Origin of the sequence: Mycolicibacterium holsaticum DSM 44478 = JCM 12374 (assembly GCF_019645835.1) — a bacterium.
Taxonomy (GTDB): domain Bacteria; phylum Actinomycetota; class Actinomycetes; order Mycobacteriales; family Mycobacteriaceae; genus Mycobacterium; species Mycobacterium holsaticum.
The window spans coordinates 4,850,810-4,875,103 of record NZ_CP080998.1; the positions used below are offsets into that span (position 1 = coordinate 4,850,810).

At 68.7% G+C, this 24,294-nt stretch carries 23 protein-coding genes; 17 read left to right on the plus strand and 6 right to left on the minus strand.

Annotation, left to right across the window (positions count from 1 at the left end; genetic code table 11):
* Positions 1-124: 124 nt before the first annotated feature.
* On the minus strand, positions 125-1,750 hold the full coding sequence (gene groL / locus K3U96_RS23430) for a chaperonin GroEL (RefSeq protein ID WP_069406302.1): 1,626 nt from the start codon (positions 1,748-1,750) through the stop codon (positions 125-127).
* A 253-nt stretch (positions 1,751-2,003) separates the two neighbouring features.
* Here groL and K3U96_RS27080 point away from each other — a divergent pair, with 253 nt between their 5' ends.
* From K3U96_RS27080 to K3U96_RS23440, 3 genes are all read left to right on the plus strand, one after another.
* Entirely contained in the window at positions 2,004-2,135 is a 132-nt protein-coding gene (locus K3U96_RS27080; protein ID WP_268928461.1) for a hypothetical protein, read from the plus strand.
* Between the two features lie 6 nt (positions 2,136-2,141).
* The gene (locus K3U96_RS23435; protein WP_069406301.1) at positions 2,142-2,654 is read left to right on the plus strand and encodes a cupin domain-containing protein; all 513 of its coding nucleotides are present in this window, start codon (positions 2,142-2,144) and stop codon (positions 2,652-2,654) included.
* 66 nt (positions 2,655-2,720) lie between these two features.
* On the plus strand, positions 2,721-4,439 hold the full coding sequence (locus K3U96_RS23440; RefSeq protein WP_069406300.1) for a DEAD/DEAH box helicase: 1,719 nt from the start codon (positions 2,721-2,723) through the stop codon (positions 4,437-4,439).
* Positions 4,440-4,443: 4 nt separating this feature from the next.
* Here the strand turns inward: K3U96_RS23440 and K3U96_RS23445 are convergent, their stop codons facing one another.
* Genes K3U96_RS23445 through K3U96_RS23460 form a run of 4 tightly spaced genes read right to left on the minus strand, consistent with a single transcriptional unit; the run spans position 4,444 to position 7,508 of the window.
* The gene (locus tag K3U96_RS23445) at positions 4,444-4,719 is read right to left on the minus strand and encodes an addiction module protein (protein WP_230982261.1); all 276 of its coding nucleotides are present in this window, start codon (positions 4,717-4,719) and stop codon (positions 4,444-4,446) included.
* 2 nt (positions 4,720-4,721) lie between these two features.
* The gene (locus K3U96_RS23450) at positions 4,722-5,537 is read right to left on the minus strand and encodes an HAD-IIA family hydrolase (protein ID WP_220691248.1); all 816 of its coding nucleotides are present in this window, start codon (positions 5,535-5,537) and stop codon (positions 4,722-4,724) included.
* Positions 5,538-5,562: 25 nt separating this feature from the next.
* Positions 5,563-6,981, minus strand: coding sequence for a PH domain-containing protein (locus K3U96_RS23455; RefSeq protein ID WP_220693660.1), 1,419 nt, complete (start codon positions 6,979-6,981; stop codon positions 5,563-5,565).
* A 44-nt stretch (positions 6,982-7,025) separates the two neighbouring features.
* The gene (locus K3U96_RS23460; protein WP_220691249.1) at positions 7,026-7,508 is read right to left on the minus strand and encodes a PH domain-containing protein; all 483 of its coding nucleotides are present in this window, start codon (positions 7,506-7,508) and stop codon (positions 7,026-7,028) included.
* Positions 7,509-7,549: 41 nt separating this feature from the next.
* Between K3U96_RS23460 and K3U96_RS23465 the strand changes: the two genes are divergently transcribed.
* The 14 genes from K3U96_RS23465 to K3U96_RS23530 all read left to right on the plus strand — a co-directional run bounded on the left by K3U96_RS23465 (position 7,550) and on the right by K3U96_RS23530 (position 23,453).
* The gene (locus K3U96_RS23465) at positions 7,550-8,461 is read left to right on the plus strand and encodes an SDR family NAD(P)-dependent oxidoreductase (protein WP_220691250.1); all 912 of its coding nucleotides are present in this window, start codon (positions 7,550-7,552) and stop codon (positions 8,459-8,461) included.
* Positions 8,461-9,654, plus strand: a complete 1,194-nt coding sequence (gene moeA, locus K3U96_RS23470) for a molybdopterin molybdotransferase MoeA (RefSeq protein WP_220691251.1) — start codon at positions 8,461-8,463, stop codon at positions 9,652-9,654. The genes K3U96_RS23465 and moeA overlap by 1 nt, the downstream gene beginning before the upstream one ends.
* 40 nt (positions 9,655-9,694) lie before the next feature.
* Positions 9,695-10,423 carry a phosphatidylserine decarboxylase gene (locus K3U96_RS23475; protein ID WP_069406295.1) on the plus strand — a complete coding sequence of 243 codons (729 nt, stop codon included), beginning with the start codon at positions 9,695-9,697 and terminating at the stop codon, positions 10,421-10,423.
* Complete coding sequence (gene pssA, locus K3U96_RS23480; RefSeq protein ID WP_205871063.1) at positions 10,420-11,271, plus strand: CDP-diacylglycerol--serine O-phosphatidyltransferase; 852 nt, start codon at positions 10,420-10,422, stop codon at positions 11,269-11,271. The genes K3U96_RS23475 and pssA overlap by 4 nt, the downstream gene beginning before the upstream one ends.
* A 1-nt stretch (position 11,272) precedes the next feature.
* Positions 11,273-13,453 (plus strand): AAA family ATPase, encoded by a 2,181-nt coding sequence (locus K3U96_RS23485; RefSeq protein ID WP_069404229.1) that lies wholly within the window; start codon positions 11,273-11,275, stop codon positions 13,451-13,453.
* A gap of 91 nt (positions 13,454-13,544) precedes the next feature.
* Positions 13,545-14,048, plus strand: coding sequence for a DUF1707 domain-containing protein (locus K3U96_RS23490; protein WP_220691252.1), 504 nt, complete (start codon positions 13,545-13,547; stop codon positions 14,046-14,048).
* A 110-nt stretch (positions 14,049-14,158) separates the two neighbouring features.
* A complete protein-coding gene (locus K3U96_RS23495) occupies positions 14,159-16,264 on the plus strand; it encodes an acyltransferase family protein (RefSeq protein WP_230982262.1) in 2,106 nt (701 codons plus the stop codon).
* A 161-nt stretch (positions 16,265-16,425) separates the two neighbouring features.
* The gene (locus tag K3U96_RS23500) at positions 16,426-19,323 is read left to right on the plus strand and encodes a Na+/H+ antiporter subunit A (RefSeq protein ID WP_220691254.1); all 2,898 of its coding nucleotides are present in this window, start codon (positions 16,426-16,428) and stop codon (positions 19,321-19,323) included.
* Positions 19,320-19,793 carry a Na(+)/H(+) antiporter subunit C gene (locus tag K3U96_RS23505; protein WP_069404226.1) on the plus strand — a complete coding sequence of 158 codons (474 nt, stop codon included), beginning with the start codon at positions 19,320-19,322 and terminating at the stop codon, positions 19,791-19,793. Before K3U96_RS23500 ends, K3U96_RS23505 begins: the two co-directional genes overlap by 4 nt.
* Entirely contained in the window at positions 19,790-21,388 is a 1,599-nt protein-coding gene (locus K3U96_RS23510; RefSeq protein WP_220691255.1) for a Na+/H+ antiporter subunit D, read from the plus strand. The genes K3U96_RS23505 and K3U96_RS23510 overlap by 4 nt, the downstream gene beginning before the upstream one ends.
* Positions 21,385-21,918 carry a Na+/H+ antiporter subunit E gene (locus K3U96_RS23515; RefSeq protein ID WP_069404224.1) on the plus strand — a complete coding sequence of 178 codons (534 nt, stop codon included), beginning with the start codon at positions 21,385-21,387 and terminating at the stop codon, positions 21,916-21,918. Before K3U96_RS23510 ends, K3U96_RS23515 begins: the two co-directional genes overlap by 4 nt.
* Positions 21,915-22,202, plus strand: a complete 288-nt coding sequence (locus tag K3U96_RS23520; RefSeq protein ID WP_069404223.1) for a monovalent cation/H+ antiporter complex subunit F — start codon at positions 21,915-21,917, stop codon at positions 22,200-22,202. The genes K3U96_RS23515 and K3U96_RS23520 overlap by 4 nt, the downstream gene beginning before the upstream one ends.
* Positions 22,199-22,561 carry a monovalent cation/H(+) antiporter subunit G gene (mnhG, locus tag K3U96_RS23525; protein ID WP_069404222.1) on the plus strand — a complete coding sequence of 121 codons (363 nt, stop codon included), beginning with the start codon at positions 22,199-22,201 and terminating at the stop codon, positions 22,559-22,561. The genes K3U96_RS23520 and mnhG overlap by 4 nt, the downstream gene beginning before the upstream one ends.
* A complete protein-coding gene (locus K3U96_RS23530) occupies positions 22,548-23,453 on the plus strand; it encodes an SAM-dependent methyltransferase (protein ID WP_220691256.1) in 906 nt (301 codons plus the stop codon). The genes mnhG and K3U96_RS23530 overlap by 14 nt, the downstream gene beginning before the upstream one ends.
* A 202-nt stretch (positions 23,454-23,655) precedes the next feature.
* Here K3U96_RS23530 and K3U96_RS23535 read toward each other — a convergent pair whose 3' ends face one another.
* Positions 23,656-24,294 carry an LON peptidase substrate-binding domain-containing protein gene (locus K3U96_RS23535; RefSeq protein ID WP_110917259.1) on the minus strand — a complete coding sequence of 213 codons (639 nt, stop codon included), beginning with the start codon at positions 24,292-24,294 and terminating at the stop codon, positions 23,656-23,658.

Sequence of the window (24,294 nt, forward strand, 5' to 3'; positions counted from 1 at the left end):
CGAGTGTGGCCTCGTGTCACGGCTGGCGCGAAAAAGCGTGCGGGTAACCCACGTTCGGCGGATCTGTTCACCCACGAAAAAGCCCGGCCCTCTTGCGAGGAACCGGGCTTTTCGTCGGACAGACTTAGAAGTCCATGCCGCCCATGCCACCGGTCGGGTCGCCCGCGGGCGCGGCCGCCTTCTCCGGCTTGTCGGCGACGACGGCCTCCGTGGTCAGGAACAGCGCCGCGATGGACGCCGCGTTCTGCAGCGCCGAACGCGTCACCTTGACCGGGTCGGCCACGCCTGCCTTGAGCAGGTCCTCGTACTCACCGGTCGCGGCGTTCAGGCCCTTACCGGCGTCGAGGTTGCGCACCTTCTCGGCCACCACGCCGGGCTCCAGGCCCGAGTTGAAGGCGATCTGCTTCAGCGGTGCCTCGAGCGCCACGCGAACGATGTTCGCACCCGTGGCCTCGTCACCGTCGAGCTTCAGATCGTCCAGCGCCGGCGAGGACTGCAGCAGAGCCACGCCGCCACCGGCGACGATGCCCTCCTCGACAGCCGCCTTGGCGTTGCGAACGGCGTCCTCGATGCGGTGCTTGCGCTCCTTGAGCTCCACCTCGGTGGCAGCGCCGGCCTTGATCACCGCAACACCGCCAGCCAGCTTGGCCAGACGCTCCTGCAGCTTCTCGCGGTCGTAGTCGGAGTCGCTGTTCTCGATCTCGGCGCGGATCTGCGCGACCCGGCCCGCGATCGCCTCGCTGTCGCCGGCGCCCTCGACGATCGTCGTCTCGTCCTTGGTGACGACGACCTTGCGGGCCTTGCCGAGCAGCGACACGTCGGCGGTCTCCAGGGACAGCCCGACTTCCTCGCTGACGACCTGGCCACCGGTGAGGATCGCCATGTCCTGCAGCATCGCCTTGCGGCGGTCACCGAAGCCCGGGGCCTTGACGGCGACGGACTTGAAGGTGCCGCGGATCTTGTTGACGACCAGGGTGCTCAACGCCTCGCCCTCGACGTCCTCGGCGATGATCAGCAACGGCTTGCCGGACTGGATGACCTTCTCCAGCAGCGGCAGCAGATCCTTGACCGTCGACACCTTCGACGAGACGAGCAGGATGTACGGATCCTCGAGGACCGCTTCCTGCCGCTCGGCGTCGGTGACGAAGTAACCCGAGATGTAGCCCTTGTCGAAGCGCATACCCTCGGTCAGCTCGAGCTGCAGCCCGAAGGTGTTGGACTCCTCGACGGTGATGACACCCTCGTTGCCGACCTTGTCCATGGCCTCGGCGATCAGCTCGCCGATCTGGGTGTCACCGGCCGAGATCGCCGCGGTGGCAGCGATCTGCTCCTTGGTCTCGACCTCTTTGGCCGACTTGAGCAGCGTCTCGGTGATCTTCTCGACGGCCTTCTCGATGCCGCGCTTCAGGCCGAGCGGGTTGGCACCCGCGGCGACGTTGCGCAGACCCTCGCGCACCAGCGCCTGGGCCAGCACGGTGGCGGTGGTGGTGCCGTCACCGGCGACATCGTCGGTCTTCTTGGCGACTTCCTTGACCAGCTCGGCGCCGATCTTCTCGTAGGGGTCCTCCAGCTCGATCTCCTTGGCGATGGACACGCCATCGTTGGTGATCGTGGGGGCGCCCCACTTCTTCTCCAGCACGACGTTGCGACCCTTGGGCCCCAACGTCACCTTTACCGCGTCGGCGAGGGCGTTCAGGCCCCGCTCAAGGCCGCGGCGGGCCTCTTCGTCATACGCAATTGTCTTGGCCATTGCGAAGTGATTCCTCCGGATTGGGGGTGGCACATCTGTTGGCCGGGTGCAGTGCCCGCGACGGACGGCGTTGGGTGTGCTCCGCGGGTTGCGGCCCCTTGCCTCACCGGCCCGACCTAGCACTCACCGGTCGCGAGTGCCAACTGCATTCTTAGCACTCGACCAGGGAGAGTGCAAGGTCGTCTAGCGGGTCCGCAGCCCGTCCAAAATGACATCGACGAGTCGCTGTGCCGCCTCGGGGTCACAGCTCCGCATGACCTGCGCTTTGACCAGGATCGTCTTGACGTCGGCCACGGCCGCGATGGGCGCGCTGCCCACCCTGCGGGCGGCGACGGAGGAACTGACCGGAGTTCGCGATTCCCGGTATCCGAATATGGCAGGCTGACATGCGATGTCACTCTGGAATCCGCGGGATGTGCCGCCCTATCCTCCAGCCCGGTACACCGAGGACCAACCGGAGGTCAGCGCGTGGGTCAAACGCGGGGACGAACCGCCGGACTACGAGTCGTTCGGCCTGGTGCAGTACCGCTACCTGGCCAACCAGGAAGCCACCGACGGCGACTACGGGCTGTACCGGGTCGAGATCGCCCCAAAGGGCGGCGGACCCGGACCCCATTTCCACCGGGCGATGTCCGAGGCGTTCTTCGTGCTGTCCGGGACCGTCACCCTCTACGACGGCAGCGACTGGACCGACGCGAACCCCAACGACTTCCTCTACGTCCCACCCGGGGGCATCCACGGCTTCCGCAACGAAGCCGACGAGCCCGCGTCGCTGTTGATGTTGTTTGCTCCAGGCGCTCCCCGTGAGCACTACTTCGAGGGCCTGGCGCAGCTCGGCGACATGACCGACGACGAGCGGCACGACTGGTTCGTCCGTAACGACAATTTCTTTGTCGACACGTAGCCCGGGGAAGATGCGAACGCGTAATCCGTTGCGCTAGGCTGCTTACCGATCAGTGAGGAGTCTTGGGTGCGGGCTAATTCAGCGCCCGACACCCAGGCTTTGCGAGGCTGGCAGCGTCGGGCTTTGGTGCGGTATCTTGGCGCCCAACCGCGCGATTTTCTCGCGGTCGCGACGCCCGGTTCCGGCAAGACTGCGTTTGCCCTGCGCGTGGCCGGTGAGCTGCTGGCCGACGGCACCGTGGAGCGGGTCACCGTCGTCGTGCCGACCGACCACCTCAAGACGCAGTGGGCGATGGCGGCGGCCCGGGTCGGGATCGCGCTCGACCCGAAGTTCACCAACTCGTCGGCGCAGACGTCCTCGGAGTACCACGGCGTCGTCGTCACCTACGCCCAGGTGGCCAGCCACCCGACCCGGCACCGGGTGCGCACGGAGAACTACCGCACGCTGGTCGTGTTCGACGAGATCCACCACGGCGGTGACGCCAAGAGCTGGGGCGAGGCCATGCGCGAGGCGTTCGGCGACGCCGCGCGCCGGCTGGCGCTGACGGGTACGCCGTTCCGCAGCGACGACAGCCCGATCCCGTTCGTCACCTACGAGCCCGACGGCGACGGTGTGCGCCGGTCGGTGGCCGACCACACCTACGGCTACGCGGAGGCGCTCGCCGACGGGGTGGTGCGTCCGGTGGTCTTCCTGGCCTACTCCGGTGAGGCCCGCTGGCGCGACAGCGCGGGCGAGGAACACTCCGCTCGCCTCGGCGAGCCGCTCAGCGCCGAGCAGACCGCACGGGCCTGGCGCACCGCGCTGAACCCGGCCGGCGAGTGGATGCCCGCCGTCATCGCCGCCGCCGATACCCGGCTCCGGCAACTGCGCCAGCACATGCCCGACGCCGGCGGCATGGTCATCGCCTCGGACCAGACCACCGCGCGCGCCTACGCCGAACTGCTCACCAAGATCACCGGCGAGGCGCCGACCGTGGTGCTCTCCGACGACCCCGGCTCGTCGGACCGGATCAGCCAGTTCTCGGCGGGCACCAGCCGCTGGCTGGTCGCCGTGCGCATGGTCTCCGAAGGGGTCGACGTGCCGCGGCTGGCCGTCGGCGTCTACGCCACCAGCGCGTCGACGCCGCTGTTCTTCGCCCAGGCCATCGGCCGGTTCGTGCGGTCCCGCAGACCCGGGGAAACCGCGAGCATCTTCCTGCCTTCGGTGCCCAACCTGCTGATGCTGGCCAGCGAGATGGAAGCCCAGCGCGACCACGTGCTCGGCAAGCCGCACCGCGAATCCGACGGCGACGACGACTACGTCGAACCCCGCAAGTCCGAGCCCAGCGAGCTCGACAACGGTTTCGAATCGCTGGGCGCCGACGCCGAGCTGGACCAGGTGATCTTCGACGGCTCGTCGTTCGGCACCGCGACGCCCGCCGGCAGCGACGAGGAAGCCGACTACCTCGGCATCCCCGGGCTGCTGGACGCCGAGCAGATGCGAGACCTGTTGCGGCGCAGGCAGGAAGAGCAGATCGACCGTCGCAGCCGCGCGGTCGGCGACACCCAGTCGGGCACCGCCAGCGGTGAAACGGAGCGGGTGGCCCACATCTCGCGCCACGGACAGCTGCGCGAACTGCGCCGCGAGCTCAACGCCCTGGTGTCGATCGCCCATCACCGCACCGGTAAGCCGCACGGCTGGATCCACAACGAGCTGCGCCGGATCTGCGGCGGGCCCCCGGTGGCGGCGGCCACCACCGAGCAACTGCGGGCGCGCATCGAGGCGGTCCGCACGCTTCAGACGTGACTAGCTAGGTGAGCAACCCGCAGCCGGCCACGCCGCACAGCAGCGAACTGGCCAGCAGCACCGGCCAGAACGCCACCGCGACGATCAGCGCCGCGATGTTGGCGAACACGGTGAAGTCGGCGCTGAGCACGTGCTTGAGTTGGCCGATCAATTCGATGTGCAGCATCGCGTAGCCGACACCGATCACCGTGTACGCCAACGCGATCCACAACACCAGCTCGAACACCGTGTTGATCCCCCGCCGCAGCAGCGCCTGCTGCATCCGCTCCCACACTGTCATCATTACAGCCCGAGAAGCTTCGGCAGCCCGGCCACCGAATCGATCACGTGGTTGGGCTGCATCGCGAACTCGTCTGCGGCCCAACGGTCCAGCGTGTCCTGCCGGAACTTGCCCGTGCGCACCAGCACCCCCGTCATTCCGACCACCTGCGCGGCCAGCACATCGTTGTTGAGATCGTCACCGACCATATACATCTCGTCGGGTTCGACGCCGAGACGGCCTGCGGCCGCGAGGAACCCGTCGGGCGCCGGCTTGCCGACCGCGGTCGCCTTGCGTCCGGACGTCTCCTCCATCCCGATCAGATACATCCCGGTGTCCACCCGCAACCCGTCGGTGGTGGTCCAGGCGGTGCTGCGGTGCATGGCGACCACCGGCACGCCCTGGGCCATCCAGTCATAGACCCACGACAGCGTCAGATGGCTGTACTCCGGACCCGCGCCGCCGAGCAGTACGACGTCGGGTTTGTCGGGCGTCTGCGGTCCGCTGAACTCGTTCGAATACACGATGTCGATGCCGGGCATGTCCTCGGCGATCTGACCGCTGTTGACCAGAAAGCACCGGGCGTCCGGGAACCGGTCGCGGACATACTCCGCCGTCAACACCGCCGCGGTGATCACCTCGTCGGGGCGTACGGCCATGCCCGCCTCGGTGAGCAGTTCGGCAATCTGCACCCGGGTGCGTGTCGTCGTATTGGTCAGATAGGAGCAGGCGATCTGATGGTCGGCCAGCGTGCGCAGCGTCGTCGCCGCACCCTCGATCGGTTTCCATGAAGTCACCAGCACACCATCGATGTCGAAGAGCACTCCACCGATCGCCATTGCCCGACATTAAACGGCAACCGATTCAGCGCAACTCGGACCCCGCCCGGGCCCACTCGTTGTCGGCGACCCACGGTGACGCCTGCGCGGCGACCGACCACGCCAACTCTTCAGGCACGTCGATCACCTGATAGTGCTTGACGCCCGCCGCCGTCGCCGCGATCAGCGTCGCCACTCCCGCGCGGCGCTGCATCAGCGTCTGCCGCACGGTCCAGCCGATGATGCCCGACGTCTCGATGCAGTCACGGCGCCGCTGCAGGCTGCCGGTGCGCGCGACCAACCAGCCGTTCCCGACCTGGTGCCCCAGCGCCCGCGACCGGTCGTACGCCAACAGCGCACAGCACACCGCGAGCACCGCGCACAGCACCCAGGCCCACGTGGGCGCCGACGCGACAGCCAGCGCGACGGCGGCCACCACCGGCACCAGCATCGCCCGCGTCCACCGCCGCCGGGTGGCGGCGGGGCCGTGTCCGCGCAGCGGGCCGCGCACCACGTCGGGCCGCGCGATCAGATCGGTCAGCACCGTCTCGGCCGTCGCCCTCGGACACGGCGGCAACAGCAGCGACGCCTCGCCCTCCCCGCCGACACCGGTCATCACCGCATCCAACCGCGCACCGCCGAACAGTCGCACCAACAACGGTTCGCGCAGCGTTCCACCGCGCAACCGGCGCATGTCGAAGGTGTGCTCCCGCACCCGAACCAAGCCGAACTTGAGGTGCAGCACATCCGCGTCGCGCCGCAGTACCAGGTTCCCGTAGCTCAACAGTGACTGCAGCACCGACAGCACCACCGACGCGAGCAGCACGCCGGCGACCAGCACCGCAACCGTCGCCAGCACACCGAACTGTTCGGCAGCGTTCAGACCCGACCGGGCCACCTGCGAACCCTCCAGCGCCGCACCGGCTCCCATCTGATAGACCAAACCGGCCGCCGCCGCGATCATCGCCAACCCGGTGAAACTCAGCGGGCTGTAACGCAGCCAGGACGGCTCCCACTGCGCGAGCACCCGCCCGGCGGGGCCCTGCTCTTCTGCGGCGACCGCCAACGAGTCGGCCAGCAGCACGGCCCGCAGCCGCGGCACCTCCTCGGCCTGCACCGCATCCAACGCGAACACCGCGTCGCCCCTGGCCTCCTTGCCGGTGCTCACCTGCAGCACCGTCAGGCCCAGCAGCCGGTGCAGCAGCCGCGCCTCGGTGGACACCGAACGAATCCGGTTGCGCGGCACCGACAGCACCTTGCGTTGCAGGACCCCGGTGCGCAGTTGCACATCGGTGGGGCCGATGCGGTAGGTGGTGGTGAACCAGCGCGCCACGCCGAACGCCACCGTGGCCGCCACCACCATCACCACCACCACCGGGTTCCCGGTTGCCGAACCCAGCACCAACGATCCGATGATGACCGGGATCTGGCGCATCACCTCGTGCACCGGATGCACCAGCAGCATGCGCGGGCTCAGCCGGTGCCACACCTGCGCGGTGGGAAGCTCGCTCACGTCGCGTCCTCCGCGCCCAGCGCGGCGACGTCGGTGAGCTGCGCGACGATCGTGTCGGCCACCTCGGCGTCCAACGCCACGATGCGCACCGCGCCCGCCGACGACGCCGTCGTCACCGTGACGGTGGACAGGCCGAACAGCCGGTCCAGCGGCCCTCGTTCGGTATCGACGGTCTGCACCCGTGATATCGGCGCGATCCGGCACTCCTGCACCAGCCAACCCGACCGCGTGTACACCGCCCGCGCGTCGATGTCCCATCGGTGCACGCGATACCGCCACAGCGGCACCACGACCACGAAAACCGCGACGCCCACCGCGGTGAGCACCGCCGCCAACGCGTGCAGCCACCACCTCCGCGGGTCGACGATCAGCCAGGCCAGCTGGGCCAACGCCAGCACCAGCCACGGGATCGCCGCGCCGATCGCCCACACCAGAGGGGCCTTGCGACTCGGCGGATGGGCGGGTTCAACCAGATCCATGATCCGAGCATGACGTATGCCGGGCGCAGTATGTTGATCGCATGACCGCCAAATGGAGCGCGGCCGACGTGCCGGATCAGTCAGGCCGGGTGGCGATCGTCACCGGCGCCACCTCCGGACTGGGCTATGACACCGCTGCAGTGCTTGCCGACAAGGGCGCACATGTGGTGCTCGCTGTGCGCAACCTCGACAAGGGCCAACAGGCCGTCGACCGGATCAGGTCCGCCAGCCCCAACGCCGACGTCACGCTGCAGGAGCTCGACCTGTCCTCGCTGCGCAGCGTCCGCAAGGCCGCGGGCGAGCTTCGCGCCGCCTATCCACGCATCGATCTGCTGATCAACAACGCCGGCGTGATGTATGTACCCCAGCGCGAAACCACCGAGGACGGTTTCGAAATGCAGTTCGGCACCAACCACTTGGGCCACTTCGCGCTGACCGGGCTGCTGCTGGAGAACCTGCTGCCGGTCGGCGGGTCGCGGGTCGTGACGGTCAGCAGCGTGGGCCACCGGCTGCTGGCCCGTATCCACTTCGAGGATCCGCACCTGCAGCGCAAATACAACCGGGTGGAGGCCTACGGCCAGTCCAAGCTGGCCAACCTGCTGTTCACCTACGAGTTGGCCCGCCGGCTGAAGACCAAGGACGCCCCCACCATCGCGGTGGCCGCACACCCGGGGTTGTCGGACACCGAACTCATGCGGCATCTGCCCGACTTGATCCCCGACCTCTTCTGGAAGATCGTCGCCCAACCCGCCGAGATGGGCGCGCTGCCGACCCTGCGCGCGGCCACCGACCCCGGCGTGCAGAGCGGCCAGTACTACGGACCCGACAGCATCGGCGAGACCAGGGGGCATCCGAAACTCGTTGCCTCCAGCGCACAATCGCACAACGAAGACATCCAACGTCGCCTTTGGAGCATGTCCGAAGAGCTGACCGGCGTCACCTTTCCCGTCTGATGCGCCCCGTCGGAGAACACCAACGCGTCGTCGCGGGACTCATCGCGCCCCGCTCCCCCGTCCGGGTGCCGATCGCCGAGGCACTGGGTCTGGTGCTGGCCGACGACGTGGTCGCGCCGCTGTCGTTGCCCGGGTTCGACAACTCCGCGATGGACGGATACGCCGTCGTCGCCGAGGATGTGGCGGCCGCGACGCCCGAGCAGCCGGTCGTCCTGCCCGTCGCAGAGGACATCCCGGCCGGCCGCACCGATGTGCTGACGCTCAAACCCGGTACGGCACACCGGATCATGACCGGAGCACCGGTGCCGTCCAGTGCGACGGCCGTGGTGCCGGTCGAGGCGACCGACGGCGGCGTCGACACCGTCACCATCCGGGCCGGCGCGACACCCGGTAAACACATCCGCCGCGCAGGCGAGGACGTCACCGCGGGCACCACAGTGCTGCACCACGGGCATCTGGTCACCCCGGCGGCGCTGGGCCTGGCCGCCGCGCTCGGACTGGGTGAGCTGACGGTGATTCCGCGCCAGCGGGTGCTGGTGATGTCGACGGGCACGGAGTTGGTCACCCCGGGCACGCCGCTTCAGCCCGGCCAGATCTACGAGTCGAACGCGGTGATGCTGGCGGCGGCCGTCCGGGACGCCGGCGCCGAGGTGGTGGCCTCGGCGATGTCCGGCGACGACGTCGACTCGTTCCGCCACACGCTGGCCCGCCACGCCCGCGACGCCGATCTGATCGTCACCACCGGTGGCGTCAGCGCGGGCGCCTATGAGGTCGTCAAGGACGCGTTGAGCGGCTCGGTCGATTTCGTCAAGGTGGCGATGCAACCGGGCATGCCGCAGGGCTGCGGGGAATTCGAGGGCACGCCGATCATCACGTTGCCGGGCAACCCGGTCAGCGCGCTGGTGTCCTTCGAGGTGTTCCTGCGCGCGCCGCTGCGTGCCGCGATGGGGCTGCCGAACCCGGAGCGTCCGCGCCGCACCGCGGTGCTGACCGAGGACCTGACCTCACCACGGGGCAAGCGCCAGTTTCGCCGCGGCGTGTTCGACGCCGACGCCGGCACGGTCACCGGTTACGGCCCGCCCGCCTCACATCATCTGCGCTGGCTGGCGTCGGCGAACTGTCTGCTGGAGATCGACGAGGACGTCACCGAGGTCGCCGCGGGGACCCACGTGCGGGTGTGGGACCTGGCATAGGCGTCTCGGCCGAGGCGTTCGCCCGTAGAATCGCGGGACAATGGCCAGACGCCCCGACCTCACATCAGGCCCCGAGCGGCTCGCGGCGCTGGTGCGCACCACGATTCCGCCGATGCACCGCGCCGGGCTGCCCTTCGTGGGAGCCAGCCTCGCCGTCGCCGCGCTCGGGTGGAAGAACCCGTGGCTGCGCAGGGCGGGCCTGACGTCGGCGGCCGCCAACGCGGCGTTCTTCCGGCATCCGCCCCGCGTGGCACCGACCCGCCCGGGTCTTGTCGTGGCACCGGCCGACGGGTTGATCTGTCTCATCGAGGAAAAGCCGCCGCCAGCCGAACTGGGTCTGCCGGCAACACCTTTGATGCGTATCAGCATTTTCCTCTCGGTGTTCGACGCGCACGTGCAGCGCGCACCGATCGGCGGCGAGGTCGCCGCCGTCGTGCATCGGCCCGGTTTGTTCGGCTCGGCCGAACTCGAGGCGGCCAGCGAGGACAACGAACGCAACAGCATGGTGATCCGCAGCCCCGAGGGCGTCGAGGTGATCGCCGTGCAGATCGCCGGGCTGATCGCGCGCCGCATCGTGTGCGACGCCAAAATCGGCGACAAGCTCGCGATGGGGCAGACGTACGGGCTGATCCGCTACGGATCCCGGCTGGACACGTACCTGCCCGCCGACGCGAACATCCTGGTGACGACCGGGCAGCGCGCGCTGGCCGGTGAAACGGTATTGGCCGAGCTGCCGCGATCCGATGTCGCCGCCGGAGCGGCTCCGTGATCAAACCTCGGGTCAAGCCGGGCGTGGTCAGCCTGCGCATCCTGCCGAGCGGTATGACGGTGGCCGCGATCTGCCTGGGCCTGTCCGCGGTCAAGATGGCGCTGGACAACCGGCCGACCGAGGCGATGGCCTTTCTTGCCGTTGCGGCGATCCTCGACGCGCTCGACGGGCGCATGGCCCGCGCGCTGAAGGCCACCTCACGGATGGGCGAGGAGATCGACTCGCTGGCCGACGCGGTCAACTTCGGTGTGGCACCGGCGTTCATCGTGTACGGCACGCTGCTGTCGCAGTCGCGGATCGGCTGGATGGTGGTGCTGCTGTACGCGGTGTGCATCGTGCTGCGCCTGGCGCGCTACAACGCGATGCTGGCGGTGGATCAACCCGCCTTCGAAAAGAAGTACTTCGTCGGGATGCCCGCACCGGCAGGCGCGATCGGCGCGATCGGACCCCTTGCCGCCAAAATGCAGTTCGGCGACGGCTGGTGGACGTCGGAGTGGGCCGTGGTGATCTGGATGGTGGGCGTCTCACTGCTGGTGGTCAGCACCATTCCGATGCGCAAGATCCACACGTTCTCGGTGTCCCCCAACATGGTCGCGCCGCTGCTGGCGCTGCTGGCGCTCGGCGTCGCGGCCGCGATCCTCTACGGCTACCTCGTGATCCTGTTGATCATCGCGGCGTACGTGATCCATATCCCGTTCGCCGTGCGCACCAAGCGGTTCCTGGCTCAGCATCCCGAGGTGTGGGACGAGCGGCCGCGCCAACAGCGCGCGGCGCGACGGGCCATCCGTCGCGCACAACCGCACCGGCGCTCCATGCTGCGGCTCGGACTGCGCAGGCCGGGCTCCTGACGTGACCGAACAGCAACTCAGCCTGACCGCGCGGCTAAACACATCCGCGCTGGACTCCAGGCGGGGAGTCATCCGGCTGCACCCAGAAGCCATTGCGGCGCTGGGCGTCCGGGAATGGGACGCGGTGTCGTTGACCGGCGCACGGACCACCTCCGCGGTCGTGGGTGCGGCCCCGGCGGGCACACCGGCGGGCACCGCGCTACTCGACGACGTCACGCTGTCCAACGCCGGGCTTCGGGAAGACACCACGGTGCTCGTCGCCCCGGTGACCGTCTACGGCGCGCGCTCGGTGACGCTGTCGGGTTCCAAGCTGGCGACCCAGTCGATTTCGCCGCAGACACTGCGACAGGCGTTGCTGGGCAAGGTGATGACGGTCGGTGACACGGTGTCGCTGCTGCCCCGCGAACTCGGCCCCGACATCCCCACCTCGCGTGCCACGGCGGCGTTGGCGTCCTCGGTCGGCATCACCTGGACATCGGAACTGCTGACGGTGACCGCGACCGACCCCGCCGGACCGGTGAGCGTGCAACCGAATACGTCGGTGGCATGGGCATCCTCAGCCAACTCGGACGGCGCGCCGACCACGACCGCGTCGGCGCCGACCACCGCGCCAACGCCGGCGCGCAGTGTCGAGGACCTCAAGGGCGTCCAAGCCCAGGTCGAGCGCCTGACCGAATGGCTCAAGCTCGCACTGGATCAGCCCGAACTACTCGAAACACTCGGTGCGGCAGCCAACCTCGGTGTACTGGTGTCAGGTCCCGCCGGTGTCGGCAAGGCGACCATGGTGCGCGCCGTGTGCGCCAACCGGCGGCTCATCGAGCTCGACGGCCCGGACGTCGGGGCGCTGCGCACCGAGGAAAGGCTCAGCAGCGTGGCGTCGGCGGTGCGCACGGTCTGCGACGGCGGCGGGGTGCTGCTGATCACCGACATCGACGCGCTGCTGCCATCGACGCCGGAGCCGGTGGCCTCGCTGATCCTGGCCGAACTGCGCAACGCCGTACATACCCGCGGGGTCGCGTTCGTCGCCACCTCCGCGGTGCCCGAGAACGTCGACGCGCGGCTGCGCGCACCCGATCTGTGCGACCGCGAGCTGGGGCTGCCGCTGCCCGACGGCGCGATCCGCAGACAGCTGCTGGAGGTGCTGCTGCGCGACGTCCCGGCCGCCGATCTGAGCCTCGACGAAGTCGCCGATCGCACACCGGGTTTCGTCGTCGCGGATCTGGCCGCGCTGGTTCGCGAGGCGGCGCTGCGGGCGGCGGCACGCGCCAGCGCCGAAGATGAACCGCCGCGCCTGACCCAGGAAGACCTGATCGGCGCGACGTCGGTGATCCGTCCGCTGTCGCGCTCGGCCACCGAGGAGGTGTCCGTCGGTTCGGTGACACTCGACGACGTCGGCGACATGGCCGCCACCAAGCAGGCGCTCACCGAGGCGGTGCTGTGGCCGCTGCAGCATCCCGACACGTTTGCCCGGTTGGGCGTCGCGCCGCCGCGAGGCGTGCTGCTCTACGGTCCGCCCGGGTGCGGTAAGACGTTCGTGGTGCGGGCGCTGGCCAGTTCGGGCAGGTTGTCGGTGCATGCGGTCAAAGGCGCTGAGCTGATGGACAAATGGGTGGGATCCTCGGAAAAGGCCGTGCGCGAACTGTTTCAACGCGCCCGGGACTCGGCGCCGTCGCTGGTGTTCCTCGACGAGATCGACGCGCTGGTGCCCCGGCGCGGGCAGAGCTTCGACTCCGGGGTCACCGACCGCGTGGTGGCGACCTTGCTGACCGAGCTCGACGGGATCGAGCCGATGCGTGACGTGGTGGTGCTGGGCGCGACGAACCGGCCCGATCTCATCGATCCCGCGCTGTTGCGTCCGGGTCGGCTGGAGAAGTTGGTGTTCGTCGAACCGCCCGACGCCGAGGCCCGCCGCGAGATCCTGCGCACCGCGGGCAAGTCGATTCCGCTGGCCTCCGAGGGTGATCAGGCCGTCGACCTCGATTCGCTCGCCGACGACCTGGAGGGGTACAGCGCCGCAGATTGTGTCGCGCTGCTGCGCGAGTCGGCGCTGACCGCGATGCGGCGCTCCATCGACGCGGCCGACGTGACGGCCGCCGACGTCGCCGCCGCCCGCGATGCCGTGCGGCCGTCGCTGGACGCGGCGCAGGTGGAGTCGCTGCGCGCGTTCTCCGCGGCTCGCTGACCTCCCGCCGCGGACACATCTTGACAGTGCCAGGTTCAGGCGGCATAGTCGGCAGGTGAACTTGTCAATGTCAAGATTGCGGAGGTTCACCATGATCGTCCCCGACACGGCCGGCGTGCGCGCAGGCGACACCGACCGGGAGAACACCGCGAATTTGCTCGGCCAGGCCCTCGCGCAGGGCTATCTCCCCATGGACGAGTACGAGTCGCGGCTGCAGACCACGTTCGCCGCGAATACCCGCGCGCAACTGCGCGAACTGACCGCCGACCTGCCGGTCGACCGGCTCAAGCGCGACGATCCGCAGCGCCGGCAGGCCCGCAGACAGGCAGCGCGGCGCGCCGTCCGGATCCACCTGGCGGGTTACCTGACGATGGTCGCGATCGTGCTCACCGTGTGGCTCGCGGTCGGCCTGACGGCGGGCTCCTGGTACTTCTGGCCGGTCTGGCCCATCCTCGGGGCGGGCATCGGGGTGCTCGGCCACACGCTGACGTCGACCGCGACCCGATCGTCGTCACACGAATCACTCCGCGGGCCAACGCGATTCGGCCTTGTCGCACCGGCATGGCCGACGTGTTCGTCCGGCTACTGGCGGTGATATGCGGCGCCGTGCCACCGTGCTGGCCCGGGTGCCGGTTGGCTGCGGTATTTTTGAGCGACTTCTGACCTGCTGACCGGGTGTGGTGCCCGGCGCCCATAGGATTCCGCGTGCCCGCCGTAAAGCCCTACCCCGCTGCTCAAGCTGTGCACCGTCGGGTCCGTGACGATCTGAACGGCCTGCGGGGTATCGCGATCGCGCTGGTGGTGGTCTATCACATCTGGTTCGGGCGGGTCTCCGGCGGCGTCGACGTCTTCCTGGTGCTGTCCGGGTTCTTCCTCGGCGGCCGGTTGCTGCGGCAGGCCGCCGAACCCGGCGCCGACGAGCCGTTGTCCGGTGCGCTGATTCGACTGGTCCGCCGGCTGTGCCCGGCGCTCGTGGTGGTGCTGGCCGCGTCGGCGGTGCTGACGGTGGTGATCCAGCCGCAGACGCGCTGGGAGGCGTTCGCCGATCAGAGCCTGGCCAGCCTCGGCTACTTCCAGAACTGGTATCTGGCCGTGACGGCCAACGACTACCTGCGCGCCGGCCAAGGTGTCAGCCCGCTGCAACACATCTGGTCGATGTCGGTGCAGGGCCAGTTCTTCGTCGCGATGCTGCTGATCGCCTGGCTGGTGATGATCGCCTCCGACAAACGTGGCTGGGGTGCGCGCCGACGCCAGGTGTTGGTCGCGGTCACCGGCGTGGCCACCGTCGCCTCGTTCACCTACGCGGTGTTCGCCCATCACCTCGACCAGACCAGCGCCTACTACGACAGCTTCGCCCGCGCCTGGCAACTGCTGGCCGGTGTGCTGGCCGCCGCGGTGATCGCCGTCGTGCGCATGCCCGGATGGCTGCGCGCCGCGGCCGCGTTGACCGGGCTGGCGATGATCGTCGGCTGCGGCATCCTGATCGACGGAGCGGCGCAGTTCCCCGGCCCGTGGGCGCTGGTCCCCGTGGGCGCCACGATCCTGCTGATCTTCAGCGGCGCGGGAGCCGAGGGCAAGCTGCCGTGGCCGAACCGGTTGATGGCCGCCGGCCCGCTGGTCACGCTGGGCGCCATGGCCTACGCGCTGTACCTGTGGCACTGGCCGCTGCTGATCTTCGCCATGGCCTTTCTGGACCGCGACGTCGTCGGGCTGCGCGGCGGCGTGCTGCTGTTCGCCGCGTCGCTGTTGCTGGCCTATCTGACGTGGCGGTTCGTCGAGGATCCGCTGCGTAAGACAACCGGCACGACGGCCCTTGCCCCACAACCGGTTCGAGGCCGGGCACGTCGGCTGACCGCGGCGCTGGGCACGGTGGTGGCGCTGCTCGCGGTGACCCTGTGCGTGACGTCGTTCGGATGGCGCGACCACATCGCCGGTATCCGGGCGAACGGCAACGAGCTGTCGTCGCTGTCGCCGCGTGACTATCCCGGTGCCCGCGCGCTCATCGAACCGGTGCGGGTGCCCGCGCTTCCGATGCGGCCCTCCATCCTGGAGGCCGCCGATGATCTTCCTGCGACCACGACCGACGGTTGCATCACCGACTTCGCCAGCACCGAGGTGATCCGGTGCGTGTACGGCGACCCCGGCGCGACCAGAACCATAGCGCTGGCGGGCGGTTCGCACTCCGAGCATTGGATCGCCGGGCTGGACCTGCTCGGGGTGCGGCACGGCTTTCGCGTCGTGACCTATCTCAAGATGGGCTGCCCGTTGACGACGGACGACGATCCGCGCAACGCCGTCACACAGGAGCCCTATCCGGAGTGCCGGTCGTGGGTGCGGGATGCGCTGGACGCGTTGGTCGCCGACCGGCCCGACTACGTGTTCACCACGACGACCCGGCCCCATCCCGCCGGGCCCGGCGACATGGTGCCCGACGGTTATCTCGGCGTCTGGGATGAGCTCGACGCCAACGACATCGCGATCCTCGGGCTGCGCGACACCCCGTGGATGTACCGCGACGGCACCCTGTTTGCACCGGTGGACTGTCTGGCCGAGGGCGGTGACGCCGAACTCTGCGGGCTGCCGCGCCATGAGGCACTGGCCGAACGCAACCCGACATACGACTACCTCGGCCGCTACCGGTCGATGTCGATACTCGACCTGAGCGATGCGGTGTGCCGGGTCGACATCTGCCGTGCGGTCGAGGGCAACGTGCTCGTCTACCACGACGCCCATCACCTCTCGTCGACCTATGTGCGGACGCTGGCCGACGAGCTGGGCCGCCAACTCTCCGATGTCACCGGATGGTGGTGAGGGCGGCCCAATAGCACACCGGCGGCACCACGAGGGTGCGTGGGCACGACATCGGCCCACGTAGAATGGCTCCGAACTTGGCCGTTTGACACCGGCTGACACCCCGCCCTCTGCACATCGCCTGACGGCTGATGCCGACCAGACGACCCGATCGGAGTGCCATGCTCACCATCTTGCTCGCCCATGCGGTGGCCACCGCGTTGGCGCCGCTTTTGGTGTACCGGTGGGGTCGCAACGCGTTCTATCCGCTGGCGTTGGTGCCGCTGGGTTCGTTGGTCTGGGTGGTGCTGAATTGGCCGGGTGCCGGTCAGGCGAAGACCGCCGACGTGCAGTGGGTGCCCGAGCTGTCGATGAACATCACGCTGCGGTTCGATTCGCTTGCCGCGATATTGAGCGTGCTGGTGCTGGGCATCGGTGCGCTGGTGCTCTTCTACTGCGGGGACTATTTCCATCACCGCGACGGCCGCATGGAGAACCGGCTGCCGAGCTTCGCCGCCGAGATGGTGGCCTTCTCGGGCACGATGTTCGGTCTCGTCGTCAGCGACAACATGCTGGTGCTCTACGTGTTCTGGGAGCTCACCAGCGTGCTGTCGTTCCTTCTGGTCGGCCACTACGCCGAACGGGCCACCAGCAGACGCGCGGCCACCCAAGCGCTGCTGGTCACCACGTTCGGCGGGCTGGCGATGCTGGTGGGCATCGTGGTGCTCGGCAACATCGCAGGCACCTATCTGTTGTCGGAGCTGATCGCGGCCCCGCCGACCGGGGTGGCCGCGGCGGTGGGCCTGGTGCTCATTCTGGTCGGCGCGCTGTCGAAGTCAGCCATCGTGCCGATGCACTTCTGGCTGCCCGGCGCGATGGCCGCTCCCACCCCGGTGAGTGCCTACCTGCACGCCGCCGCGATGGTCAAGGCGGGCGTCTATCTGATCGCGCGGATGACGCCGGGATTCTCCGATTCGCCGATCTGGCGCCCGACGGTGATCACCCTGGGTCTGCTGACCATGTTGTTGGCCGGGTGGCGCGCGGTGCGCGAATACGACCTGAAGCTGATCCTGGCGTTCGGCACGGTCAGCCAGCTGGGCCTGATCACCGTCATGGTCGGTGGCGGCGGCAGCGACATGATGCTGGCCGGGCTGGCCATGCTCGTCGCGCACGCCATGTTCAAGGCGACCTTGTTCATGGTCGTCGGCATCATCGACCACGCCACCGGCACCCGCGACATCCGCAGGCTGGCCTGGCTCGGTGATCGGGCGAAACCGTTGCTCGTCATCGCGGTCCTCGCGACGGCGAGCATGGCGGCGCTGCCGCCGTTCTTCGGCTTCGTCGCCAAGGAGGCCGATTTCGAAACCGTGCTGTACAGCCCGGCTCTGGGCTCGGCCGCGCCGTTCGTGCTGACCGGCATCGTGCTGGGATCGGTGTTCACCACGATCTACAGCCTGCGGTTTCTGTTCGGCGCGTTCGGCCGCAAAGGCTTGGCCAAGCCCAGCAAGCGGGTGGCCGAGCTGCACCGCCCTCCGTTCACCTTCTTGATCCCACCGGGGATCCTCGCGGTGGCCGGGCTGGTCTTCGGGATGTGGCCGTCGCGGCTCGACGACGTGCTCGCCGACTACGCCGACACCGTTCCCGGCGGGGTGGACTACGACCTCGCGCTCTGGCACGGCTTCGGTCTGCCGCTGATCCTGTCGATCGTCGTGCTCGGCGTCGGCACGGCCGCCTACGTCGGCCGCGAACAACTGCGCCGAGTGCGCACCGCGCCCACGCCGCTGGGCAATGCCGACCACATCTACGACGCGGTGGTCCGCGCGCTCGACGTGCTCTCGGTGCGGGTGACAGCGATAACCCAGCGCGGGTCGATCCCGGCGACGCAGTCGGCGATCCTGGCCACCCTCGTCGCGGTGCCGTCGGTGGGGTTGGCCTTCGGGGCCCGGGACCGACCCAATTTCGCGGTGTGGGACCTTCCGTTGCACGCCGTGGTCGCGCTGGTGATGTTGGCGGCCGCGTTCGGCCTGACCGTGATGCGCAACCGGTTGGCTTCCGCGCTGTTGGTCGGGGTGACCGGCTACGGCTGCGGGGTGATCTTCGCGCTGCACGGCGCGCCCGACCTGGCGCTGACCCAGTTCCTGGTCGAGACGCTCACGCTGGTGATCTTCGTCCTCGTGCTGCGGACCCTGCCCGCCGAAGCCGACCATGCCCACGTCGGTGCGCACCGGTTGCCACGCGCGGTGCTCGCGCTGGCCGTCGGCGCCACCGTCACCGCGCTGGCAAGTTTCGCCGCCGCCGCGCGTACCGGGATATCGGTTTCCGAACTGCTGCCCGACGCGGCCTATTTCGTGGGCCACGGCGCCAACACCGTCAACGTGTTGCTGGTCGACATCCGCGCCTGGGACACCATGGGCGAGATCATGGTGCTGCTGGTCGCGGCCACCGGAGTGACGTCGATGGTGTTCCGGCACAGACGTTTTGGCACGCCACCGCGGGTGGCCGATGCCGGCCAGCCCGACATCGGCCGGATCGCGGCGTTCATCAACATCAGCCCGGCCGTCGGCGACATCACCTGGCTGCGCGGCAGCGACCTGCGCGACCCGCAACACCGGTCGTTGGTGCTGGAGGTGGCGACCCGCATCATCTTCCCGCTGATCATGGTCTTGTCGGTGTACTTCTTCTTCGCCGGCCACAACACCCCCGGCGGCGGCTTCGCCGGCGGGTTGACCGCGGGGCTCGCCGTGGTCTTGCGCTACATCGCCGGTGGCCGTTACGAACTCGGCGAAACGCTGCCGTTCGACGCCGGTCGGGTGCTGGGCGCCGGGTTGACCCTGTCGGCAGGCACCGCGGTCACCTCGCTGCTGTTCGGCGCCCCGGCGCTGTCGTCGGCGTTGATCGAGTTCGACGTGCCCGTGCTGGGCACCGTCAAGTTCGTCACGTCACTGTTCTTCGATGCGGGGGTGTACCTGATCGTGCTCGGCCTGGTTCTCGACGTGTTACGCAGTTTGGGTGCCCGCCTGGACGTCGAGTTGGCCGAGTCGAGCCCGGTTCGACGCAGGTCGCAGGTGCGTGCCCGATGACCTCTTACCTGGTTCAGCTCGTGCTGATCGGCGGCGTCACCAGCGCCGGGGTGTATCTGCTGCTGGAACGTAGCCTGACCCGGATGCTGATGGGGCTGCTGCTGATCAGCAATGCGGTGAACCTGCTCATCTTGAGCGCCGGGGGCGCGTCGGGCAGCCCGCCGATCCGCGGCGGTACCAGCAACGGCGCCGAGGACACCGTGGACCCGCTGACCCAGGCGATGATCCTCACCGCGATCGTCATCACCATGGGCGTCGCGGCGTTCGTGCTGGCGCTGGCCTACCGGTCCTACCGGCTCACCACGGTGGACGAGGTCAGCGACGACCCCGAGGACACCCGGGTGTCTCAGCTCTCCGACGAGGAAGCCACCACCATCGACGCCGACCGCCCGCAACCACCCGGGCTGCACAAGGACACCGACGCACCCGACGAACTGGACGCGTTGCCCGGGCACGAGGGTTCACGATGACGCTCGCGGGCGTGCTGACGCCGTTACCGGTCCTGATCCCCACGCTGGCCGCCGCCATGACGCTGCTGGCCGGCCGGCGGGTGCGGCTGCAGCGCCTGATCACGATCGTCGCGTTGACGGCCGTGGTGGTGGTGTGTTCGCTGCTGCTGGTGCTGTCCGACGCAAGCGGCACCATGGCGCTGCACGTCGGCGGTTGGGGCCCCACGGTTCCCGGCATCGGTCCGCTGGGCATCACGCTGGTGGTCGACCGGTTGTCGGCGTTGATGCTCGTGGTGTCTTCCGTTGTGCTGCTCGCCGTCATGCTGTACGCGATCGGGCAGGGCATCCGCGACGGCGACGAACGTCAACCGGTGTCGATATTCTTGCCCACCTATCTGGTGCTGTCGGCGGGCGTCGCCATGGCGTTCCTCGCCGGTGACCTGTTCAACCTGTACGTGGGCTTCGAGGTGCTGCTCGCCGCGAGCTTCGTGTTGTTGACCATCGGCGCCAGCGAGGACCGGGTACGCGCGGGCGCCTCCTACGTCATGGTGTCGATGGTCTCGTCGATGATCTTCCTGTTCGGCATCGCGTTCGTGTACTCGGCGACCGGGACGTTGAACTTGGCCGAACTGGCGGTGCGCCTTGACCACGTCAGCGGTGGGACCCGCACCGCGATGTTCGCGGTGCTGCTGGTGGCGTTCGGCGTCAAGGCCGCGGTGTTCCCGCTGTCGGCGTGGCTGCCGGACTCCTACCCCACTGCGCCCGCACCGGTCACCGCGGTGTTCGCCGGCCTGCTGACCAAAGTCGGTGTGTACGCGATCATCCGCACGCACTCGCTGCTGTTCCCCAACGGTGGCCTGGACCCGGTGCTGCTGGTGGCCGCGCTGGTGACGATGCTGGTCGGGATCCTCGGCGCGATCGCGCAGAGCGACATCAAACGTCTGCTGTCGTTCACACTCGTCAGCCACATCGGGTACATGGTGTTCGGCATCGCGCTGTCCAGCGACCTCGGCACGGCAGGCGCGATCTACTACGTCGCCCACCACATCGTCGTGCAGACGACGTTGTTCTTGGTGGTCGGCCTGATCGAGCGGCAAGCCGGCGCGTCGACCCTTCAGCGGCTGGGCGGGCTGGCCGCGGCCAGCCCGCTGCTGGCGTTCGTCTTCGTCGTCCCCGCGCTCAATCTCGGTGGCATTCCGCCGTTCTCCGGCTTCATCGGCAAGGTCGCGCTGATGCAGGCGGGCGCCGACAACGGATCGGTGCTGGCGTGGGTCCTGGTCGGCGGCAGCGTGGTCACCAGCCTGCTCACGCTGTATGTGGTGACGCGGGTGTGGACCAAGGCGTTCTGGCGGACCCGGGCCGATGCCCCCGAGGGACACCTGGCCGCCGCGACGCCGACAGTGCTGCTCGACGATTCAGAGGACGTCGAGTTCGCCGATCGGCTGCACGTCGGCCGTATGCCAGTCAGCATGCTGGTGCCCACCGGCGCGCTCATCCTGGTGGGTCTGGCGCTGACCGTCTTCGCCGGGCCGATCATCTCGTACAGCGAGCGCGCCGCCGATCAGGTGCTCAACCGCCAGCAGTACATCTCCGCCGTGCTGGAGGTGCATCGATGAGGGCTGTGCTGCTGCGGCTCAGCGTGCTGGGCGGACTGATCTTGGTGTGGATGCTGTTGTGGGGCAGCATCTCTGTGGCGAACTTCATCGGCGGTCTGGTGGTCGCGCTGGTCATCACCCTGTTGCTGCCACTGCCGGTGGTGCCGGTGGAAGGCAAAGTGCACCCGCTGTCGTTGCTGCGCCTGGTGGTCCAGATGACGTACTGGTTGGTGCGGTCCTCGATCCAGGTGGCGTGGCTGGCCGTCAAACCGGGACCGCCGCCGGTCAGCGCGGTGCTGCGCGCCCAGTTCGCGCTGAAATCCGATCTGGTGCTGGCGATGGCGGTCAACCTCATCAACCTCACCCCGGGGACCATCGCGCTCGAGGTCGACCAGGCCCGCCGAGTCGTCTACGTGCACGTGCTCAACGCGCACACCGACCGGGCCATGCGCGAATTCCACGACCAGATGGTGACGCTGGAGCGGTTGCTCAAAGCGGCGCTGGAACGCGACGCCGACTGGCGCCCGGCTGCCGACAAGGAGGCCGCGTGAACTACGTGTGGGTGATCGCCGCCGTGCTGATCAGTGCTGCCGCCATCATCACGATGTACCGGATGCTGACCGGCCCGAGCACCCTCGACCGGCTGGTATCGCTGGATACCCTGACCGCGGTGACGATGTGCGGCATCGGCACCTGGGCGGCGTTCAGCCAGGACTCCACCGTCACCTACCCGATGGCGGCGTTGGCGTTGATCTCGTTCGTCGGCACGGTCAGCGTGGCGCGGTTCCGCGTGCGGGACGTGGAGAAGCCGCTCGGTGGACGGGGGCCGCGATGAACGTCGCGGACATCATCACCGCAGTGCTGATCCTGGGTGGTTCCACGCTGGCGCTGACCGCCGCTATCGGCATCGTTCGCTTCCCAGATACCTTGACGCGCATGCACTCTGCGACCAAACCCCAGACCCTGGGGCTGCTGCTGGTGATCGCGGGCGCAACGATCCGGCTGCGGGGCAACGCCGACGTCGGCATGTTGATCCTGACCGGACTGTTCGCGGTGATCACCGCCCCGGTCATCGCGAACCGGGTGGGACAGCTGGCGTACCGCGAACACAGCTTCCGCGACGATCTGCTCACGAGGGACGACATGCGTGAAGCGGTCGCGGAAGGGGAACTAGACGACAATGGCGAGAACTGAGGACGACAACTGGGACGTCACCGAAAGTGTCGGCGCGACCGCACTGGGTGTGGCCTGGTCGCGGGCGCAGGAGAACGCCTCGGAATGTCCGCTGTTCACCGATCCGCACGCGCAGATGTTCATCGACGCCGCCCTGGCCCGCGGTTGGCAGTTGCCGCCCGCGTACATGCTGGAGCGGATCCGGTCGATCACCGACTACGCCGCGTCACGCACGAAGTGGTTCGACGAGTTCGTCATCGCGGCGGGGGCCAACGGAATCGAGCAGGTGGTGATCCTGGCCGCGGGCTTGGACGCGCGGGCGTGGCGGCTGCCGTGGGTGGACGAGACCGTCGTCTACGAGATCGATCAGCCGAAGGTGTTGGCGTTCAAGGCCGAGACGTTGCGGGCCAACGACGTCCAGCCGGCCGCCCGGTATGTGCAGGTGGCGATCGACCTGCGCCAGAACTGGCCGAAAGCGTTGCGCGACGCCGGGTTCGACGATACCGAGCCGACCGCCTGGACGGCAGAAGGCCTGTTGCCCTACCTGCCGGCCGCGGGCCAAGACCTGCTGTTCGAACGCATCCATGAGCTCAGCGCGGCCGGCAGCCGGATCGCCGTGGAGTCCTTCGGAGCCGGCTTTTTCGATGGGGATTATCTGGCCAGCCGGCGCGAGCAGTTGCGTCAACTGCGCGAGGAGTCCGGTGCCGACGAGGAAGAGAACGTCTTCGACGTCGAGGACCTGTGGTACGCCGAGGAGCGCACCGATGTGACGGAATGGTTGACCGGACACGGTTGGGAGGTCACGTCCACCACAGCGGCAGACCTGATGGATCGGTACGGTCGCGCCGGCGCTGAGGAGTCCGCAGGGACCACACCTCGCACCGAGTTCATCGACGCCCGGCGGGTGTGCTGAGGGACGGCCACCCAGTGGGCCGCGCGACTGGTCGGTGCGCACGTTGCCGAGCGGGTTGACGTCATCGCCGCCAACCTCACCGAATTGGCTCAGGCAGTACGCGGTGCGGGCAATACCTATGAGGTCACCGACTCGGCCCTCTCAGGAAGCTTCGACAGCGTGTTCTAGATCCGCCGAACGTGAGCTTGCGCGGGTGCGTCGCCTACTCTCCGGCCGACAGCTGGAACTCCACCATCGCGGTCAGGGTCTCGACCGCATCGCTGAGCGCGGCCAGCCGCGCCGACGCACTCGGTGCCGCCAACACCGCGTACCGGTCGGCCTGTCCGATCGGAAGTCGGGACGTCAACGCGTACAACCACATTCCGGCGTCCCCGGAGGCGTCGGCGCCGACCACGATGTCTCGACCGTTGACCTCGGTGCCGCGGGCGGCGGCGATCCGCTCGAACAACGCCACCATGCGGTCTTCGACGTCGCGGATCGCGTCGACCTCGACGGTGCCACCAACCTCGTCGGGCCACGGCTCGACAGCCGCGCGCGGGTAAGGGTTGTCGGGCTGCCACTCGAGCACCCGGATCCGCTCACCCATCACGCAACGCAACCGGTAGCGCCCGTCGCCGTGGTCGGCATACTCGACGATGCGGGCCAGCGCGCCCACGTCGCTGCGGATGTCACCTCCGCCGACCTCGCGGCCCGCCTCGATCAACACCACACCGAACGCCGGATCCTCGGTCGCCAGACAGTCCGTGACCAGCGCGGTATATCTGGGCTCGAAGATGCGCAGCGGCAACTCTTCTCCGGGCAGCATCGCCACCTGAAGCGGAAACATCGGTATCGCGGCCAC

What these genes read in the sequence shown, in the direction of transcription:
- groL (WP_069406302.1), bottom strand. Translation starts at nt 1,750, where the DNA reads ATGGCCAAGACAATTGCGTATGACGAAGAGGCCCGCCGCGGCCTTGAG.
- K3U96_RS27080 (WP_268928461.1), top strand. Translation starts at nt 2,004, where the DNA reads ATGACCTGCGCTTTGACCAGGATCGTCTTGACGTCGGCCACGGCCGCG.
- K3U96_RS23435 (WP_069406301.1), top strand. Translation starts at nt 2,142, where the DNA reads ATGTCACTCTGGAATCCGCGGGATGTGCCGCCCTATCCTCCAGCCCGG.
- K3U96_RS23445 (WP_230982261.1), bottom strand. Translation starts at nt 4,719, where the DNA reads ATGACAGTGTGGGAGCGGATGCAGCAGGCGCTGCTGCGGCGGGGGATC.
- K3U96_RS23450 (WP_220691248.1), bottom strand. Translation starts at nt 5,537, where the DNA reads ATGGCGATCGGTGGAGTGCTCTTCGACATCGATGGTGTGCTGGTGACT.
- K3U96_RS23455 (WP_220693660.1), bottom strand. Translation starts at nt 6,981, where the DNA reads ATGCTGCTGGTGCATCCGGTGCACGAGGTGATGCGCCAGATCCCGGTC.
- K3U96_RS23460 (WP_220691249.1), bottom strand. Translation starts at nt 7,508, where the DNA reads ATGGATCTGGTTGAACCCGCCCATCCGCCGAGTCGCAAGGCCCCTCTG.
- K3U96_RS23465 (WP_220691250.1), top strand. Translation starts at nt 7,550, where the DNA reads ATGACCGCCAAATGGAGCGCGGCCGACGTGCCGGATCAGTCAGGCCGG.
- moeA (WP_220691251.1), top strand. Translation starts at nt 8,461, where the DNA reads ATGCGCCCCGTCGGAGAACACCAACGCGTCGTCGCGGGACTCATCGCG.
- K3U96_RS23475 (WP_069406295.1), top strand. Translation starts at nt 9,695, where the DNA reads ATGGCCAGACGCCCCGACCTCACATCAGGCCCCGAGCGGCTCGCGGCG.
- K3U96_RS23490 (WP_220691252.1), top strand. Translation starts at nt 13,545, where the DNA reads ATGATCGTCCCCGACACGGCCGGCGTGCGCGCAGGCGACACCGACCGG.
- K3U96_RS23500 (WP_220691254.1), top strand. Translation starts at nt 16,426, where the DNA reads ATGCTCACCATCTTGCTCGCCCATGCGGTGGCCACCGCGTTGGCGCCG.
- K3U96_RS23505 (WP_069404226.1), top strand. Translation starts at nt 19,320, where the DNA reads ATGACCTCTTACCTGGTTCAGCTCGTGCTGATCGGCGGCGTCACCAGC.
- K3U96_RS23510 (WP_220691255.1), top strand. Translation starts at nt 19,790, where the DNA reads ATGACGCTCGCGGGCGTGCTGACGCCGTTACCGGTCCTGATCCCCACG.
- K3U96_RS23515 (WP_069404224.1), top strand. Translation starts at nt 21,385, where the DNA reads ATGAGGGCTGTGCTGCTGCGGCTCAGCGTGCTGGGCGGACTGATCTTG.
- mnhG (WP_069404222.1), top strand. Translation starts at nt 22,199, where the DNA reads ATGAACGTCGCGGACATCATCACCGCAGTGCTGATCCTGGGTGGTTCC.
- K3U96_RS23530 (WP_220691256.1), top strand. Translation starts at nt 22,548, where the DNA reads ATGGCGAGAACTGAGGACGACAACTGGGACGTCACCGAAAGTGTCGGC.